Source organism: Alterotamlana spongicola (genome assembly GCF_035818475.1).
In the GTDB taxonomy this organism is placed as follows: domain Bacteria; phylum Bacteroidota; class Bacteroidia; order Flavobacteriales; family Flavobacteriaceae; genus Cognatitamlana.
In genome coordinates this window covers 73,194-88,711 of record NZ_JAYMGV010000001.1, presented here as the reverse complement: position 1 = coordinate 88,711, position 15,518 = coordinate 73,194, and the positions used below count along the sequence as shown (strand labels likewise).

General features: G+C 32.2%; 15 protein-coding genes. 3 read left to right on the top strand and 12 right to left on the bottom strand.

Features of this window, described 5'->3' with window-relative positions:
• Positions 1 to 2: 2 nt before the first annotated feature.
• Positions 3 to 1,097, bottom strand: coding sequence for a Nif3-like dinuclear metal center hexameric protein (locus VOI54_RS00415; protein WP_326280725.1), 1,095 nt, complete (start codon positions 1,095 to 1,097; stop codon positions 3 to 5).
• 140 nt (positions 1,098 to 1,237) lie between these two features.
• Here VOI54_RS00415 and lpxK point away from each other — a divergent pair, with 140 nt between their 5' ends.
• Entirely contained in the window at positions 1,238 to 2,239 is a 1,002-nt protein-coding gene (gene lpxK, locus VOI54_RS00410; RefSeq protein ID WP_326280724.1) for a tetraacyldisaccharide 4'-kinase, read from the top strand.
• Here the strand turns inward: lpxK and VOI54_RS00405 are convergent.
• Genes VOI54_RS00405 through VOI54_RS00375 form a run of 7 tightly spaced genes read right to left on the bottom strand, consistent with a single transcriptional unit; the run spans position 2,226 to position 9,511 of the window.
• Positions 2,226 to 4,463: an ATP-binding protein gene (locus VOI54_RS00405; RefSeq protein ID WP_326280723.1), complete on the bottom strand. Its 2,238-nt coding sequence runs from the start codon at positions 4,461 to 4,463 to the stop codon at positions 2,226 to 2,228. The genes lpxK and VOI54_RS00405 overlap by 14 nt on opposite strands.
• A gap of 27 nt (positions 4,464 to 4,490) precedes the next feature.
• Positions 4,491 to 5,507 (bottom strand): type I glyceraldehyde-3-phosphate dehydrogenase, encoded by a 1,017-nt coding sequence (gene gap / locus VOI54_RS00400; protein WP_326280722.1) that lies wholly within the window; start codon positions 5,505 to 5,507, stop codon positions 4,491 to 4,493.
• 2 nt (positions 5,508 to 5,509) lie between these two features.
• Positions 5,510 to 6,388: a lipoyl synthase gene (gene lipA / locus VOI54_RS00395; protein WP_326280721.1), complete on the bottom strand. Its 879-nt coding sequence runs from the start codon at positions 6,386 to 6,388 to the stop codon at positions 5,510 to 5,512.
• A gap of 48 nt (positions 6,389 to 6,436) precedes the next feature.
• Positions 6,437 to 7,651 carry an Nramp family divalent metal transporter gene (locus VOI54_RS00390; RefSeq protein ID WP_326280720.1) on the bottom strand — a complete coding sequence of 405 codons (1,215 nt, stop codon included), beginning with the start codon at positions 7,649 to 7,651 and terminating at the stop codon, positions 6,437 to 6,439.
• Complete coding sequence (locus VOI54_RS00385; RefSeq protein ID WP_326280719.1) at positions 7,652 to 8,197, bottom strand: RNA polymerase sigma factor; 546 nt, start codon at positions 8,195 to 8,197, stop codon at positions 7,652 to 7,654.
• Positions 8,188 to 9,300 carry a glycosyltransferase gene (locus tag VOI54_RS00380; RefSeq protein ID WP_326280718.1) on the bottom strand — a complete coding sequence of 371 codons (1,113 nt, stop codon included), beginning with the start codon at positions 9,298 to 9,300 and terminating at the stop codon, positions 8,188 to 8,190. The genes VOI54_RS00385 and VOI54_RS00380 overlap by 10 nt, the downstream gene beginning before the upstream one ends.
• Before the next feature lie 7 nt (positions 9,301 to 9,307).
• On the bottom strand, positions 9,308 to 9,511 hold the full coding sequence (locus VOI54_RS00375) for a membrane or secreted protein (protein ID WP_326280717.1): 204 nt from the start codon (positions 9,509 to 9,511) through the stop codon (positions 9,308 to 9,310).
• A gap of 155 nt (positions 9,512 to 9,666) precedes the next feature.
• On the opposite strand from VOI54_RS00375, the gene aqpZ reads away from it, so the two are divergent.
• A complete protein-coding gene (gene aqpZ / locus VOI54_RS00370) occupies positions 9,667 to 10,353 on the top strand; it encodes an aquaporin Z (RefSeq protein WP_326280716.1) in 687 nt (228 codons plus the stop codon).
• A 74-nt stretch (positions 10,354 to 10,427) separates the two neighbouring features.
• Here the strand turns inward: aqpZ and VOI54_RS00365 are convergent, their stop codons facing one another.
• The 4 genes from VOI54_RS00365 to VOI54_RS00350 are packed head-to-tail and all read right to left on the bottom strand — an operon-like array spanning position 10,428 to position 14,011.
• A complete protein-coding gene (locus VOI54_RS00365; RefSeq protein ID WP_326280715.1) occupies positions 10,428 to 11,219 on the bottom strand; it encodes an anti-sigma factor domain-containing protein in 792 nt (263 codons plus the stop codon).
• Positions 11,216 to 11,761 carry an RNA polymerase sigma factor gene (locus VOI54_RS00360; RefSeq protein ID WP_326280713.1) on the bottom strand — a complete coding sequence of 182 codons (546 nt, stop codon included), beginning with the start codon at positions 11,759 to 11,761 and terminating at the stop codon, positions 11,216 to 11,218. The genes VOI54_RS00365 and VOI54_RS00360 overlap by 4 nt, the downstream gene beginning before the upstream one ends.
• A gap of 46 nt (positions 11,762 to 11,807) precedes the next feature.
• Complete coding sequence (gene murB, locus VOI54_RS00355) at positions 11,808 to 12,821, bottom strand: UDP-N-acetylmuramate dehydrogenase (protein ID WP_326280711.1); 1,014 nt, start codon at positions 12,819 to 12,821, stop codon at positions 11,808 to 11,810.
• On the bottom strand, positions 12,821 to 14,011 hold the full coding sequence (locus VOI54_RS00350; protein ID WP_326280710.1) for a pyridoxal phosphate-dependent aminotransferase: 1,191 nt from the start codon (positions 14,009 to 14,011) through the stop codon (positions 12,821 to 12,823). The genes murB and VOI54_RS00350 overlap by 1 nt, the downstream gene beginning before the upstream one ends.
• 123 nt (positions 14,012 to 14,134) lie before the next feature.
• Here VOI54_RS00350 and VOI54_RS00345 point away from each other — a divergent pair, with 123 nt between their 5' ends.
• A complete protein-coding gene (locus tag VOI54_RS00345) occupies positions 14,135 to 15,472 on the top strand; it encodes an aspartyl protease family protein (RefSeq protein ID WP_326280709.1) in 1,338 nt (445 codons plus the stop codon).
• Positions 15,473 to 15,518 lie beyond the last annotated feature (46 nt).

The following is a 15,518-nucleotide window of genomic DNA, read 5'->3' as shown; positions in this document are numbered from 1 at the left end:
CTTTAAAAATACTTAACAGGATTGGTATTTGTCTTTGATAAAATGATTGCAAAATTAGTGATTTTTTTTGTAAGATAAGCTACTAAAAGATTTTTTGTGAATTGTTCACTTTCATAGTGTCCAATATCTGCTAAAAGAATGCTGTCTTCGGCAGTGAAAAAGTCATGATATTTTAAGTCAGCCGTAATAAAAACATCAGCACCGGCAGCTTTTGCTGCATTAATGGCAAAACTTCCTGAGCCTCCTAATACCGCTACTTTTTTTATTTTTTTATTTAAAAATGAAGTATGCCTGATACAGTCCGTTTTCATTTTGTTTTTTACATAATTTAGAAAACTTGATTCATCCATAGATTTTGTTAATTCCCCTATCATTCCCATACCAATATTTTGGTTTTTATTTTCAATGGTAGTTACTTCATACGCTACTTCTTCATAAGAATGATTTTTAAATAAAGCTTGGAGAATATTAGTTTCTAAGTGTTTTGAAAAAGTTACTGTGATTTTTGTTTCTGCTTCTTTGTGTATTGATCCTTTTTTTCCTTTAGTGGGATTGGAAGCTTCATTGCCGTTAAATGTGCCAACGCCATCTACATTAAAGCTACAGTCGTTATAATTTCCAATACTACCGGCACCTGCAGCAAATAATGCTATTCTCAAATCTTCAGCTTCTTTTTGGGGAGCATAAGTAGTTAGTTTTTTTATGGTTTCGCTTTGTGGAATTAAAATACGTTTATTTGTTAATTCCAGTTGACTACAAATCATATGATTTACACCTTGTAAAGCGTTATCCAATGCTGTATGCATACTATAAATGGCAATATCATGTTTAATAGCTTTCATAACTACACGCTCTACATAGCTTTTACCAGTAAGTTTTTTTAGGCCTTTAAAAATGATGGGGTGAAAACTAACAATAAGATTACAATTTTTAGAAATGGCTTCATCTACTACAGCTTCTAAGGTATCTAAAGTTACCAAAACGCCTGTTACATTTTGTTTTTTGCTTCCAACCAAAAGGCCTACATTGTCAAAATCCTCGGCATAAGCTAATGGCGCAAGCACTTCTAAATGATCTATTACATCTTGTACAATCATAGTATTTGTATTTATATTCAAAGATAAAATAATTACTTTCACAAGGAATCAATTATTTTTTAGCGGTCTTGTATTATTACTATGATATAATAATTATATTTCAAGCTGAATATATAATGATATAAATTGATTTTGCTTAAATGCAGCTATTGAGAAAAATATTATTACCTGTAGTCCCTATTTATTATATAGTGACCTGGTTAAGAAACAAATTGTATGATTTTGGGTTAAAAAGATCAAAGGCGTATAATTTTCCGGTGATTTGCGTTGGAAACCTAAGTGTTGGTGGTACTGGAAAAACCCCCATGATTGAGTGTTTAATAGATGTTTTGAGAGCGAACTATAAAGTGGCTACTTTAAGCAGGGGATATAAAAGAAAGACAAAAGGGTTTCAGTTGGCTAATGAAAGTTCTAATGCCGATTCTTTAGGAGACGAACCCTTTCAGTTTTTTAGTAAGTTTAAAAGCGATGTTTTGGTTGCTGTTGATTCTGATAGGCAGAATGGAATTAAAAAATTACAAAGTTCTAATCCGGAAGTTATTTTATTGGATGATGCTTATCAGCACCGTAAAGTTAAAGCAGGGTTTAATATTTTACTGACCACATATACCAACCCTTATTTTAATGATATTGTTTTACCAACAGGGAATTTAAGAGAGCCTAGAAGCGGTGCAAAACGGGCAAACCTTATTGTTATAACAAAATGTCCTGAAAATCTTGGAGCTACTGAAAAAGCAGAAATTATAAAACAAATTGATCCAAAACCTTACCAGGAGGTGTTTTTTAGTTCTATAAAATATGCTGATAAACTATTATCGGACAATAAAACTCAAACCCTTAATGATTTGAATCGTTTTACTTTGGTAACAGGTATTGCCAACGCAACACCTTTGTTGAATTTTTTAAAAGAAAGAAAGTTAAGTTTTGAGCATTTAAATTTTAAAGATCATCATAATTTTTCTGCTGAGGATATAAAAATCCTCAATAAAAAAGAATTGATAATTACAACTGAAAAAGATTTTATGCGGTTGAAGCAATTTGAATCTCTAAAAGGGAAACTTTTTTACTTACCAATTACAGTAGTGATCAATGACAGCTCAAAGTTTAATGCACGTATTAAAGATTTTATTAAGCGCTGTTAGAAGTATCATTTTTAGAAGCTAATGCGTTATAAAGTTTTTTCTCAAACTCTTCCTGTTTAAACGGTTTAGGAATAATATCTGTAAAACCGGCTTCTTCAAACTCGTGCATTTTATCTTCAATGGTAACTGCGGTTAGTGCAAATATAGTAAGCTCTTTATCAAAAGATCTCACAATCTTTGTTGCTTCAATACCACTAATTCCAGGCATGTGAATATCCATTAAAATGATGTTATAATCATTGGCTTTAATCATATCAACGGCATCTTCTCCATTGTCAACTATGTCGCATTTAAGCTCCATTTTGGTAAGAATCTTTTTGGTAATCATTTGGTTGATCTTATTGTCTTCAACCACTAATATTTTAACTTTAGTAAGATCTAAATCTTCTGCATTACCATCAAAATAATTGACTTTCTTTTCTTTTGCTTCTTCAACCGTAGTATGTTCAAGAGGAATTTCAAAATAGAACGTGGTTCCTTTTTCTAATTCACTTTTCACATATATTTTTCCTTTTAAAATATCTATTAAACCTTTTACAATAGATAATCCTAAACCTGTACCGCCGTATTTACGATTGATTTGAATAGAACCCTGGGAAAAACTTTCAAACATATGATCTTGTTTTTCCTGGCTAATACCAATACCATTGTCTTCTACTTCAAAGCGTAAGGTGTGTATTTTTCCTGCTTCTTCAATTTTATATACACGTATCCAAATGTCTCCATCCTTAGTAAATTTAATGGAGTTTCCTATCAGGTTGATAAGTATTTGAGAAATTTTTAATTGATCAGCTATAAAGTTCTCAGGTAAGTTTTTATCATATTCAAAATGGATTTTAACATTATTATCCTGAGCAGAATTGTTTAAAGCTAAAATAATATTATTTATTTTCTTCTTGAGGTTAAATGACTCTGGCTCAATATCTACTTTATTAGCTTCAATTTTGTTTATTTGAAGAATGTCGTTGATAAATGTTAAAAGGTAGTCACCAGAAAATTTAAGAGACTTTAAATGCTGTATTTGTTCTGGTTTAGGGTTTTCGTCCAAAAGCATATTACTTAATCCTGTAACAGCATAAAGAGGAGTTCTTAATTCATGCGTTACTGTAGATAAGAAATTAGCTTTGGTCTTTGATGCTAATTCTGCTTTTTCCTTGGCAATAATAAGTTCTCCATTTTTTTTGTGGAGCATATTATTGGTTTTTAGTCTAATATTATTGTTTTTATATAAAGACAAGGTTAACAGTGATAATATAGTAATCAAGGCTACACTTAATATTGAAATTAAGGTACCCATATTTTTATCATCTTCGGCTTGTTCTAATTTTTCAACAATTTCATTGTTCTTTTCAATCTCTTCATTAAGCAAGTATTGAGTTTCTTGATCTTTTGGGGAATGAAATTTGGTTATACTTCTAATAGAATCAGAAAGCTTTAAGTGTTTCTTTAAAAAATTTCTTGATAATTTATAATTACCGGTGTTGTTATATAACTCACTAATTATTAAATAGCCCTGATTAAGTATATTATTAAACTTGTTATCTTCAGCTATTCTTAAACCTTCAATACCAGAGGATACGGCTTTTTCATTATTTCCTAATTTATTGTAAACAATAGAGTGATTGATTAACGCTTCACTTTGTATGTTGAGGTAATCATATTTTTTTGCAATGGCTAATGACTGTTCTATAACATCTCTTGCCTTATTGTAATTTTTTAATTCAATATACGTTTTACCTTCTTTTAATAGCGTTTCAGCTAATTGCTCATTAAGTTCTTCTTCTCCAAACTTAGATTTTGCCGCTCTATATGAGTCTAAGGCAGAATAATAATCCTTTTTAGCCAAATAAACATCTCCAAATATCTTATAGGAAGTCCCAAGGTTTATGTTATCATTTATAATTCTTTGAACTTCAATGGCTTTGTTTAAAGATTTTATTGCTTTGTCTTCTTCATCAATTATGAGTTGCAATCTGCCTTTTAAAGCATAAATAAGGCCAATACTTTTTTTATTATTTACTTTTTCAGCCAAACCTAATGCTTCATCAAGGCTTTTATTGGCATTGTAATAGTTATAATTTTCCAGTTCTTCCTGAGATTGCGTAATGCGATAGTTGATATTATTTTGAGCTATCTCCGGATCTTCATCTATAGATTTTTGTGCTGAAACCCCGAAGGTTAACAGTAGAACTATGACGTATATGTAGTTTTTTAATTGGGACATTTTAATCAATATTACCGACAAATATAATTATTTTATCGATAAAACACTCTTTTTTATCGACAAATTGCACAAAAGATCAATTATTCTTTGCGAATATCCTGTTTCATTATCATACCAACCTATTATTTTTACCATTTTATCAATAACAGAGGTCATTTGCGAATCAAAAACGCACGAATGAGTGTTTCCTACAATATCGATGGAAACAATAGGGTCTTCAGTATATTCAATAATATCTTTATATTTTTTTTCAGACGCTTCTTTAAAAGCTTTATTAATAGCTTCAATGGTTACTTCTTTTTTAACATTGAAGGTTATATCAGTTAATGAACCATTAATTACCGGAACTCTAATACCACACCCTCCAATGACATCTGAAAGCTTAGGGAAAATTTTGGTTAAAGCTTTTGCTGCTCCGGTTGTGGTTGGAACTATAGATTGGCCAGCTGCTCTGGACCTTCGTAAGTCCCTGTGAGGTTCATCATGTAAACTTTGGTCTGTAGTATAGGAGTGAACAGTTGTAATATAGGCTTGATTAATGCCACAGAGTTTGTCTATAATATCAATCATTGGCGCCGCATTATTTGTGGTACATGATGCATTAGAAATTATAGTCTCAGTGCCTTCAATGATATGGTCATTTACTCCTAAAACAATGGTTTTTATATCATCTTCTATGGGAGGAACACTTAATATAACTTGTTCTGAACCATGCTTTAAATGATAACTTAATTCTGATTTTGTTTTGAATTTTCCTGTGGATTCAATTACAGAATGAACATTAAAAGACTCCCAATTTATTAGTTTAGGATGATTTTTGTTTAATAATGGAATTTTATTACCATTAACTATAATATGATTTTCGTCTGAAGAAACGTCGCCATTAAAAACCCCATGGATACTGTCATATTTTAATAAATGGCCTAAGGTTTTAGAATCAGCTAAATCATTAATAGCTACAACCTGAATGTTTTCATAGTCTTGTAGTAATCTAAAAACACGTCGACCTATCCTGCCAAAACCATTGATAGCTACATTAATCATAACTAATTAATATGTTTTTGGGCTTTGTAAGAAGATCTTACCAATGCACTACTTTCAACATGACGGAACCCTAATTCTAAGCCAATATCTTCAAATTCTTTAAATTGATCAGGGGTTATAAACTGTTTTACTGGTAAATGCTTTTTGCTGGGTTGGAGGTATTGGCCAATGGTGACTATGTCTACATCATTGGCTTTTAGGTCATGAAGTGTTTGAATGACTTCTTCTCTGGTCTCACCTAATCCAAGCATGATTCCCGATTTTGTTCTTCGTTGCCCTTGCTGTTTTAAATATTTTAAAACCCCCATACTTCGGTCATATTGTGCTTGAATTCTAACTTCACGGGTTAAACGGCGAACGGTTTCAATATTGTGGGATACAACTTCTGGCGATACATTAATGATGCGGTCGATATGCTTTTCAATACCTTGAAAATCAGGAATTAGGGTTTCAAGTGTCGTATTTGGGTTCATTCTTCTAACAGCTTTAACAGTTTCAGACCACATAATACTTCCCATATCTTTTAAGTCATCACGATCTACACTTGTTAAAACAGCGTGTTTAATATTCATAATTTTAATTGAACGTGCTACTTTTTCAGGTTCATCCCAGTCAACAGTTTCTGGCCGTCCCGTTTTTACACCGCAAAAGCCACATGACCGCGTACAGATATTTCCTAAAATCATAAAGGTTGCAGTGCCTTCTCCCCAGCATTCTCCCATATTAGGGCAACTTCCCGAAGTACAAATAGTATTCAGTTTATATTTGTCCACTAAACCTCTTAATTCAGTGTACTTTTTTCCGGTTGGAAGTTTTACACGAAGCCATTTAGGTTTTGCCTGGCGTTCAGGTAATATATTTGACGCAGTTTTGCTATCCATAATTTTAAAATATGCTCGCAAAGATACGAAGTATTCTTTTAAATTATCTTATAGGGTAGTGAGATACCAAAGGCTAAAGCCTATCAAAAAAGCAATACCCGTAAAGCTTAAAATATGTAAGAATTTTGAGGGTTGCCATGCTTTAGGTGTGTGTTTACTTGAGATTAATTTATAATTTATTATAGCATAAAAAGGAGCGGTTATAAATGATAGTATAGTCGCTACTTTTATCAGAAAACCCATTTCGGATGCTAAAAATAAAAATATACAAATAGTACCCAAAGTAAGTAAAGCAATCCAAAACGAGTAATTTAATCTTGATGCTCTTTTGAAAAGCAGTTGTGTTGTTTTTGCCATGGCTCTGGGCGATGCGTCCAGAGTTGTTAATGTGGTACTAAACATGGTAGTAAAAGCTGCTACACCAATGATGATATATGCCCAATCTCCCAGATTACTAGTGTACATGTTAATTAATTGGCTGGCAAAAGTATCTGCTGAATTACTAAATGTTTCTCCACTTTTAAACATAACTAAAGTTCCTAAAAGAACAAAACCAATACCTAAAATAATGGTGCTTAGATAGCCTACATTAAAATCAAATAGTGCCGACTTTGTATTATAGCTCTTAGTGTTTTTGTTTTTTTCAATTACCCATAACGATTGCCATACCGCTATATCTAACGGGGCTGGCATCCATCCCATAAAGGCTATTAAAAAAGCTATTTCTATACTGTTTTGCGGTAAGACCTGTTTAAAAACCAAGGCAGTCTCTGTATTAAAAAGAGCAACACTTATGGCAATAATAGTACTTACAGTTAGGGTAATAATAATAACTTTCATTAATTGATCTAACAGTTTGTATTTGCCAAATATTAGTAGGCTCAAGCAAATGAAAAGTATGATTATAGTCCAGCCTTTAATACTTATAAAGTCTCCAAATAAAGTGGTTGCCAAACCAGCAGTAACAATAGTTACTGCAGTTTGTATAGTAAACATGGTAGCCAAGCTTAATATGTAATATATAGCTAAAACACTTTTTCCTAATTTTTTATAACCCTCCAATAAACTTTCTCCGGTAGCTGTAGTATATCTTGGACCAAATTGAAAAAACGGATACTTAAAAAGATTTATTAAAAGTAAGGCCCATAGTAACCCCATACCAAAATCTGCTCCGGCTCGTGTTGACTGCACTAAGTGTGATACTCCAACGGCTGCTCCGGCAAATAAAAGACCAGGCCCGAGGTTTTTAAGCTTATTGATCATTTACTTTTTTCTAATAATTTCGGCCAGTAGTTTTTTGGCGCGTAATAGCTTAACCTTGACATTATTCATTGGCTCATCCAATTCCTGAGAAATTTCCTTATAACTCAATTCTTGAAAATATCTTAAATTTATAATTTCCTGATAATGCGGTTTTAGTTTTTTAATATCACGTAATAGCTTTGCCAAATGTTGTTCTGTAATGAGTTTGTCTTCCGGAGAAGGAGATTCATCTAAAACCTGAAAAGCTTCTTGATCGTCTTTCGATATTACCTGTGAAATGGAATTTTTTTCTTTTCTCAATAAATCAATATGAATATTTTTAGAAATGGAAATCAGCCAGGTTTTAAAGGTATACTTCTCGTCAAAAGTTTCTATTCTGTCAAAAGCTTTTGAGAAGGTTTGAATGGTAATATCTTCAGCATCATTTTCATTTTGAGTACGTTTAAGCTGAAAACCATATACAGCATCCCAATAGGTGTCTAATAAATAATTAAAGGCTTTTTGGTCGTTTGCTTTTGCCAGTAGAATAGCTTTCTTTATTTCCAATGGTTAGGTTTTGAAATAAGATTGTTTATAAAGATAGTTAATTGTAGTAGAATAAGAAAAATTTCTAAAAAAGGAAGAAAAACCAACAGGTCAGTTTCATTTAGTTTTTTAGCAGACTGACCAAGAATAATAGATTGTAATATAATTCGGAATAAAAATAACCCCAACACTATTTGCCAATTGAACACGTAAATAAAAAGTACTATTGGCAATACCCAAAAAAACAAATTTGAAACGTATAAAGAAGTCAGTAATATTTTATGTGTTGTTCTATAGTGCCTGGCGGTTGAAATATGACGTCTTTTTTGTCTAAACCAGGTTTTAAATGTTGTTTTTGGTTTTGATATTGTAAAACTGTTTTTTGAAATACTTATTGCAGTGTTTTCTTTTGTTGAAACCTGATTCACAAATAAGTCATCATCTCCGGACCTAACCTTTATATGGTTTATAAATCCGTTAGCTTTAAAAAACACTTTTTTTGTATAGGCCAGATTTCTACCAACGCCCATATAAGGACTGCCTGCTAAAGCGAAAGAAAAATAATTTACGGCTGTTACCAATGTTTCAAAACGAATCAGTTTGTTTAAAAATGAATGCTTAATTTTAGAGTAGGCGCCATAACCTAAAACAACAGATTTTTTATTATCAAAATGAGCGCTCATTTCTTTTATCCAATGCTTTGAGAGTGGCTTGCAATCTGCATCGGTAAATAGAAAATAGTCATAACTAGCTGCTTTTATACCCAGTGTTAAAGCATATTTTTTATTTCCCCAAAATGCTTCAATACTTTTAACATCAACGGTCTTAATATTTTTATAAGCCTTAGAAAATTCTTGAATAACATCTAATGTGTCATCGCTTGACGCATCATTGATAAGAACAATTTCAAACTCAGGATAATTTTGAGCTATAACTGAAGGTAGAAAGGTTTTTAAGTTGCTTGCCTCATTTTTAGCGCAAATAATAACTGAAACCGGAATGTTTTTTGGAATAGCTTTTTTAGGCTTAAGAAAAGCAAATCTACTAAATAAGAACAGGTAAAATATAACTTGAATAATAACTACAACAACAAATGTGTAGAAAACAATATCAAGACCCCCCATAAATTATTTATGAATGTTGTGGTTCATTACACTCACTAAATTGATCAGGTGTTTTTCCACAAAATCCACACGCTTCCCCTTCTTTATTTAACACCGGGTTTTGACTTGCACATGTTCCGGCAAATTTACCGTCTTTTTTAGCCCAAATTTTAATGGCGATACCAGCAATTCCTAATCCTAAAAGAACAATAGTTATGACGAGAAGTTTCATTTGAAATTTTGTAAATATTTGTGCAAAGATAATGCTTTTAGCTTATAATGTTTAAACGAATTTAAGCTAAAAATCCAGTGACTTTTTTAATAATTAAGTGTCCTATGACTAATAATTCGTACATTTAAAACACTAACCATTTAAATTATTTAATTATGAAAAAATTATTTGCTGAGTTTTTTGGAACCTTTTGGCTTGTTTTTGGAGGGTGTGGTAGCGCCGTTTTTGCTGCTGGTTACCCGGAATTAGGAATAGGCTTTGTTGGCGTTTCTTTAGCATTTGGACTTACAGTATTAACTATGGCTTATGCTGTTGGTCATATTTCCGGAGGACATTTTAATCCGGCTGTATCTTTTGGGCTGTGGGCTGGCGGAAAGTTTGAAGCTAAAGATTTGGTTGGCTATATTGTAGCACAGTTAGTTGGTGCTTTTGTAGCGGCAGGAGCATTGTATTTGATTTTAACAAGTAACTCTGATTTTGTTAGTATTGGAGGGTTTGCTGCTAATGGCTATGGTGATTTATCACCGGATGGTTATACTATAACTGCTGCTTTAATTGCCGAGTTTTTGTTAACTATGTTTTTCCTCTTAATTATTCTTGGCAGTACAAACTCAAGAGCCCCACAAGGATTTGCTCCTATAGCAATTGGTTTAGGCTTAACTTTAATACATTTAATAAGTATTCCAATTACTAATACCTCTGTTAATCCTGCACGGTCAACAAGTCAGGCTTTATTTGCTGGAGGTGAATATACGGCACAGCTTTGGTTGTTTTGGGTGGCGCCAATAGCAGGCGCAATAGTCGCAGGGATTATCCATAAAGCCCTGTTTGATAAAGAATAAAATCAAGAATTATTTATAAAAATAAAAGCCTTATCTATTTTAGATAAGGCTTTTTCTTTATATCAGTGAATTTTTTATTGTAAACTAATTTGGGCTACTGAATTTTCAACAGAAGCAATACTGTTCCCGCCTTTAGGCTCAATAGTAATACTCAAAGCCAAAGCATCTTCCATATAAGGAATATTTCTAAGTTGCCTGTCAGCCTTGTTCAAAATACCTAAGTTAACCATTTTACCTTGTAACTCAGCCCATATTTGATAGCATTGCTCTTCAGGTAATTCCGGTAAAGAAACCACATCAATCATTGATGTTCTTTCCTTAGCATTTATATAAGCAACGGTTTTTAAATCTTTAGCTCTTTCATTTCCCTTTATAATATACTTTTCAGTTTCAGGGTTATTAAGCTTTAAAAGCTGTCTCATGACATTATCAAGCATTTTGTTGTTTTGCTCTATGTCACTACGTAAATCAAAGATTTCATCAACAACAACTTGGTTTTCTTCAGATAATTTTTGATTTTGATTATAAAAAAGGTATGAAGTGCCTGCAAAAATCAAAGCAGCTACACTGGCAGCAATACTATATTTGTACCACTTTTTGTATCTGTTTTTTGTTTGATTTAAAGTAATAACAGGAGCTTCATCAAGTTCATCCAAAACCTTGTTTAAGATGCCTTTTGGAGCTTCAATAGCATTGCTTCTTGCAACAACTTCTAAGTTGAATTGCAATGTATTGTATGCGTTCTGTACTTCCGGATATTTTGAAATATAAGATTCAACTTTTTCTGTTTCGGCAGAAGTCGTTTCTCCTAATAGATATTTTTCTAGTAGGCCAGAACTTAGAAAAGGGTTTATTTTCTCATTCATGACTTTGTATATTGAGGGTCGTAAATTTTTTTCAATTCACGTAACCCAATTTTTAATCTTGATTTTATGGTCCCTAATGGGATACCTAATTCATCGCTAGCTTCTTGCTGCGTCATGCCCTCAAAAAAGAGTGCATTAATTACTATTTGATACTTTTCATCTAAGGTTCTTAGATGTTTTTTTATATCAATGACATCCTGATTTAATTCGTTAGATGTTATTTTATATACGGTTGAAACCTCAATCTGGACTTCATTATTACTTTTATTTTTTTGAGACCTAACTTTATCAATAGCGGTATTATAAGCAATTCTATAGAGCCAAGTAAATAATTTTGCCTTATTAGAATCATATTTTTTAGCATATCTCCAGATTTTGACAAAGGTTTCCTGAAGTACATCCTGAGCAATATTTTCATCTAAAATTACCTTTTGAATTACACCATATAAAGAATCTGCATAGTTTTCATAAAGCAGAGTAATGGCCTTTTTATCGCCATTTTGCAGTAAGTTCACTATTTCTTTTTCTATAGCCGAAATCAAATTATATTGTATTTAGGATTAAGTAAATTTAGAAATTTCTTTTTTATTATAAGATATTAACTTCCATTTCAATTGTAATGCCAAAAAGAAGTTTTACCGTTTTTTGAATTAATTTTGAGAGCTTTAAAATATCAGACCCATTTGCACCACCATAATTAACAAGCACTAAGGCTTGTTTTTTATGTACACCATAATTATCAAATTGTTTACCTTTAAAGCCTGCTTTTTCAATAAGCCAACCCGCAGGAACTTTTACTTCTTCATCAGAAACAGGGTAGCAGGGTATGTCTTTAAAATTTTCGGTTAACATATTAAAATGAGATTTTGTAATAACCGGATTTTTAAAAAAACTACCGCTATTGCCAATTTCTTTTGGGTTTGGCAATTTACGTTCTCTAATTTTTATCACTGCTTCAGAAATAGCTCTGATTGTGGGGGTTTCAATACCTCTATGATTTAACTCAGAAGCTATGGCTCCGTAGTTAAGGCTTAATTTATGATCTTTTTTTGTTAGTTTAAATGTGACACTGGTAATTATATATTCGCCTTTAACCTGTTGCTTAAATATGGAATTTCTATAATCAAATTCACAAGCTTCCCTGGTAAAAGACTTTAAGTGCTTTGTTTTTAAAGACATGGCTTCACAAGACTCAAAAACATCTTTAAGTTCTACACCATAGGCGCCAATATTTTGAATTGGAGCGGTACCAACATTACCTGGAATTAATGATAAGTTTTCAACACCTCCAAAGTTGTTATTAATACACCATAACACAAAGTCATGCCAATTTTCTCCTGCTTTGGCATTTACATAAACAAAGTTGTCATCCTGAGAAACAATTTTTAGTCCTTTTAAATTGATATGAATAACTAAACCCTCAAAATCTTTGGTCAATAGTATATTGCTTCCTCCTCCTAAAACCAGCTTATTAGGGAATTCTTCTAAAGACAAAATATGTTTTAAATTATCAATAGAATTTATTGAGACAAAATGTTTTGCTTTAACATCAATGCCAAATGTATTGTAGGCCTTTAAAGATATATTCTGTTTTATTTGCACTAGTCCTTGTAAACGTTTAAGGCTTCCTTTAAAATAGTTACAGCTTTTAATAAGCTTTCTTTATTAAGTACGTAAGCAATTCTAATTTGGTTGATGCCCACACTGGGTGTGGAATAAAACCCTCCAGCAGGAGCAACCATAACGGTCTCACCGTCAACATCAAAGTCCTCCAAAAGCCATTGTGCAAAATCATCAGAATTTTTAATAGGTAATTCCACTATACAATAAAAAGCACCTTTAGGGACAGCAACTTTTACGCCTTTAATTTTTTGCAGTTCAGTGATTAAAATATTTCGTCGCTCTACATATTCTTTAATAACATCATCAAAATAACTTTGAGGGGTATCCAGAGCAGCTTCACTGGCTATTTGAGCATAAGTTGGCGGACTCAACCTTGCCTGGGCAAATTTAAGAACGGTTTGCATTACAGTTTTGTTTTTTGAAACCAAACAGCCAACACGAGCACCACACATACTATAACGTTTGGAAACAGAATCAATAATCACTGCATGTTGATCTATACCTTCCATTTGTAGAATCGAATGATGTGTGTGCCCATCATATACAAATTCTCTATAAACTTCATCGGCTACCAAAAACAAATCATGTTTTATAGCTAAAGTGGAAAGTTGTTCTATGTCTTCTTTAGAGTAAAGACAACCGGTAGGGTTTCCCGGATTACATATTAATATTCCTTTAGTTTTAGGAGTAATTAATTTCTCAAATGTATCAACCGGAGGTAAGGCAAAATTATTATCAATACTGCAAATAGCAGGAACAACATTAACACCTGTTGCGGTTGAAAACGCAATATAATTAGCATAAAAAGGCTCTGAAATAATAACTTCGTCTCCCGGATCCATTATACTACTAAAAAGAAAAAGTAATGCTTCACTGGCTCCGGTAGTAACAATAATGTCTTCATGAGATACATCAATGTTATGTTTAGCATAATATTTTGCCAGTTTTTTTCGGTATTGTTCAGAGCCTTCAGATCTGGAATACGAAAGAATATCAATATCATTTTCCTTAACAGCATTTAAGGCCACCTCAGGTGTTTTAATATCTGGTTGCCCAATGTTTAGGTGGTAAATATGTTTCCCGGCCTTAATTGCCTGTTCAGCATAAGGAACAAGCTTACGAATGGGGGAAGCAGGCATTAATTTGCCTTTTTTTGATATTGTTGGCATTTTAACAGTTTAATCTGCAAAGTTGAGAAAATAATCTTAAAGTTTTTTTAAAAAATGACTCTAAATACCTGTGCTAGTTTAAAGATTTGTAAATTCATATAGACCAAAGTATCTAAGTCTTACATGAAAAAGTGTTTAACACTACTATTTTTGTTTGTGTTCTTGAGCCCATTTGCCTCAGCTCAAGATGAATTTGTTATTCAAAATAAGCGAAAATCGGATAAGATTAAGTTCAAATTAATCAATAATTTGGTTATTATCCCGGTTGAAGTCAATGGAGTGACATTATCCTTTTTGCTGGATACCGGAGTAAGTAAGCCTATAATTTTTAACTTTTTAAATGTTTCCGATACCTTACAAATTAAGGACACCGAAACCATATACTTAAGAGGGTTAGGAGAGGGAGAGTCTGTTGAAGCTTTAAAATCAAAAAACAATACGTTTAAAATAGGAGATGCTATTAAGCTAAATCAAGATCTATATGCTGTATTTAATACTAATTTAAATTTAGCGCCAAGATTAGGGATACCCGTACACGGAATTATCGGTTTTGATTTATTTAAAGATTTGATTGTAGAAATTAATTATTCTACAAAAACTATAAAGCTAACAGAACCTGAAGTGTTTAGTTATAAACCTTGTAAATCATGCGAAAGGTTTTCATTGGAATTTCATAAAAAAAAGCCTTATGTATATGCTTTGGTTGGGGTAAATGAAAAAGATGTCCCTGTAAAATTATTAATTGATTCAGGAGGTAGTGATGCTATATGGCTATTTGAAAATGAAGATAAAGGGCTTAAACCCAGTGATAAGTTTTTTTATGATTTTCTTGGTCATGGGCTCAATGGAAGTGTATATGGAAAGCGTTCCAGAGTTGAAACGTTTTCATTAAAAAGTTTTGTGCTTAAAAATGCAAATGTTTCTTATCCCGATACGAAATCAGTATTTTTTGCAAAGATTATTAAGGATAGAAACGGAAGTTTAGCCGGTAATATATTAAAGCGGTTTGATGTAATTTTTGATTATCAAAGGAAACTATTGACCTTAAAGAAGAATAAATATTTTAGAGAAGCGTTTAGTTATAATAGGAGTGGTATAGAACTAGCTCATCAGGGAACCAGAGTTGTTAGAGAAGTAGATAAAAGCGCAGTGGGAAAGAATGGGTTAATGAACAGAAATGAAACCCAGAACAATTTTAGGATAGACAGAACTATTAAGTATAAACTGGTGTTAAAACCGGCTTATGTTATTGTTGAGTTACGTGAAGGTTCTCCGGCAGAAAAGGCAGGCCTGCTTAAGGGAGATATTATTTTAAGCATAAACGGACTAGGAACGCATCAATATAGTTTACAGCAGGTTATCCATAAATTTTATGATGACGTCAATAAAAGAATAAAATTAAAGGTGGAACGAGATGGGAAAATTTTAACTTTTAGCTTTAATTTAGAACGATTACTTTAAGGAACATTAATATAAAATGAAAAGCCTAAACTATATAGTTTAGGCT

Excerpts from the sequence above, each read along its gene's own strand:
- VOI54_RS00365 (WP_326280715.1), bottom strand. The coding sequence starts at position 11,219 with ATGAATGAGAAAATAAACCCTTTTCTAAGTTCTGGCCTACTAGAAAAA.
- gap (WP_326280722.1), bottom strand. The coding sequence starts at position 5,507 with ATGATTAATGTAGCTATCAATGGTTTTGGCAGGATAGGTCGACGTGTT.
- VOI54_RS00380 (WP_326280718.1), bottom strand. The coding sequence starts at position 9,300 with ATGGGGGGTCTTGATATTGTTTTCTACACATTTGTTGTTGTAGTTATT.
- aqpZ (WP_326280716.1), top strand. The coding sequence starts at position 9,667 with ATGAAAAAATTATTTGCTGAGTTTTTTGGAACCTTTTGGCTTGTTTTT.
- VOI54_RS00390 (WP_326280720.1), bottom strand. The coding sequence starts at position 7,651 with ATGATCAATAAGCTTAAAAACCTCGGGCCTGGTCTTTTATTTGCCGGA.
- VOI54_RS00375 (WP_326280717.1), bottom strand. The coding sequence starts at position 9,511 with ATGAAACTTCTCGTCATAACTATTGTTCTTTTAGGATTAGGAATTGCT.
- VOI54_RS00415 (WP_326280725.1), bottom strand. The coding sequence starts at position 1,097 with ATGATTGTACAAGATGTAATAGATCATTTAGAAGTGCTTGCGCCATTA.
- VOI54_RS00350 (WP_326280710.1), bottom strand. The coding sequence starts at position 14,011 with ATGCCAACAATATCAAAAAAAGGCAAATTAATGCCTGCTTCCCCCATT.
- lipA (WP_326280721.1), bottom strand. The coding sequence starts at position 6,388 with ATGGATAGCAAAACTGCGTCAAATATATTACCTGAACGCCAGGCAAAA.
- VOI54_RS00405 (WP_326280723.1), bottom strand. The coding sequence starts at position 4,463 with ATGTCCCAATTAAAAAACTACATATACGTCATAGTTCTACTGTTAACC.
- VOI54_RS00345 (WP_326280709.1), top strand. The coding sequence starts at position 14,135 with ATGAAAAAGTGTTTAACACTACTATTTTTGTTTGTGTTCTTGAGCCCA.
- lpxK (WP_326280724.1), top strand. The coding sequence starts at position 1,238 with ATGCAGCTATTGAGAAAAATATTATTACCTGTAGTCCCTATTTATTAT.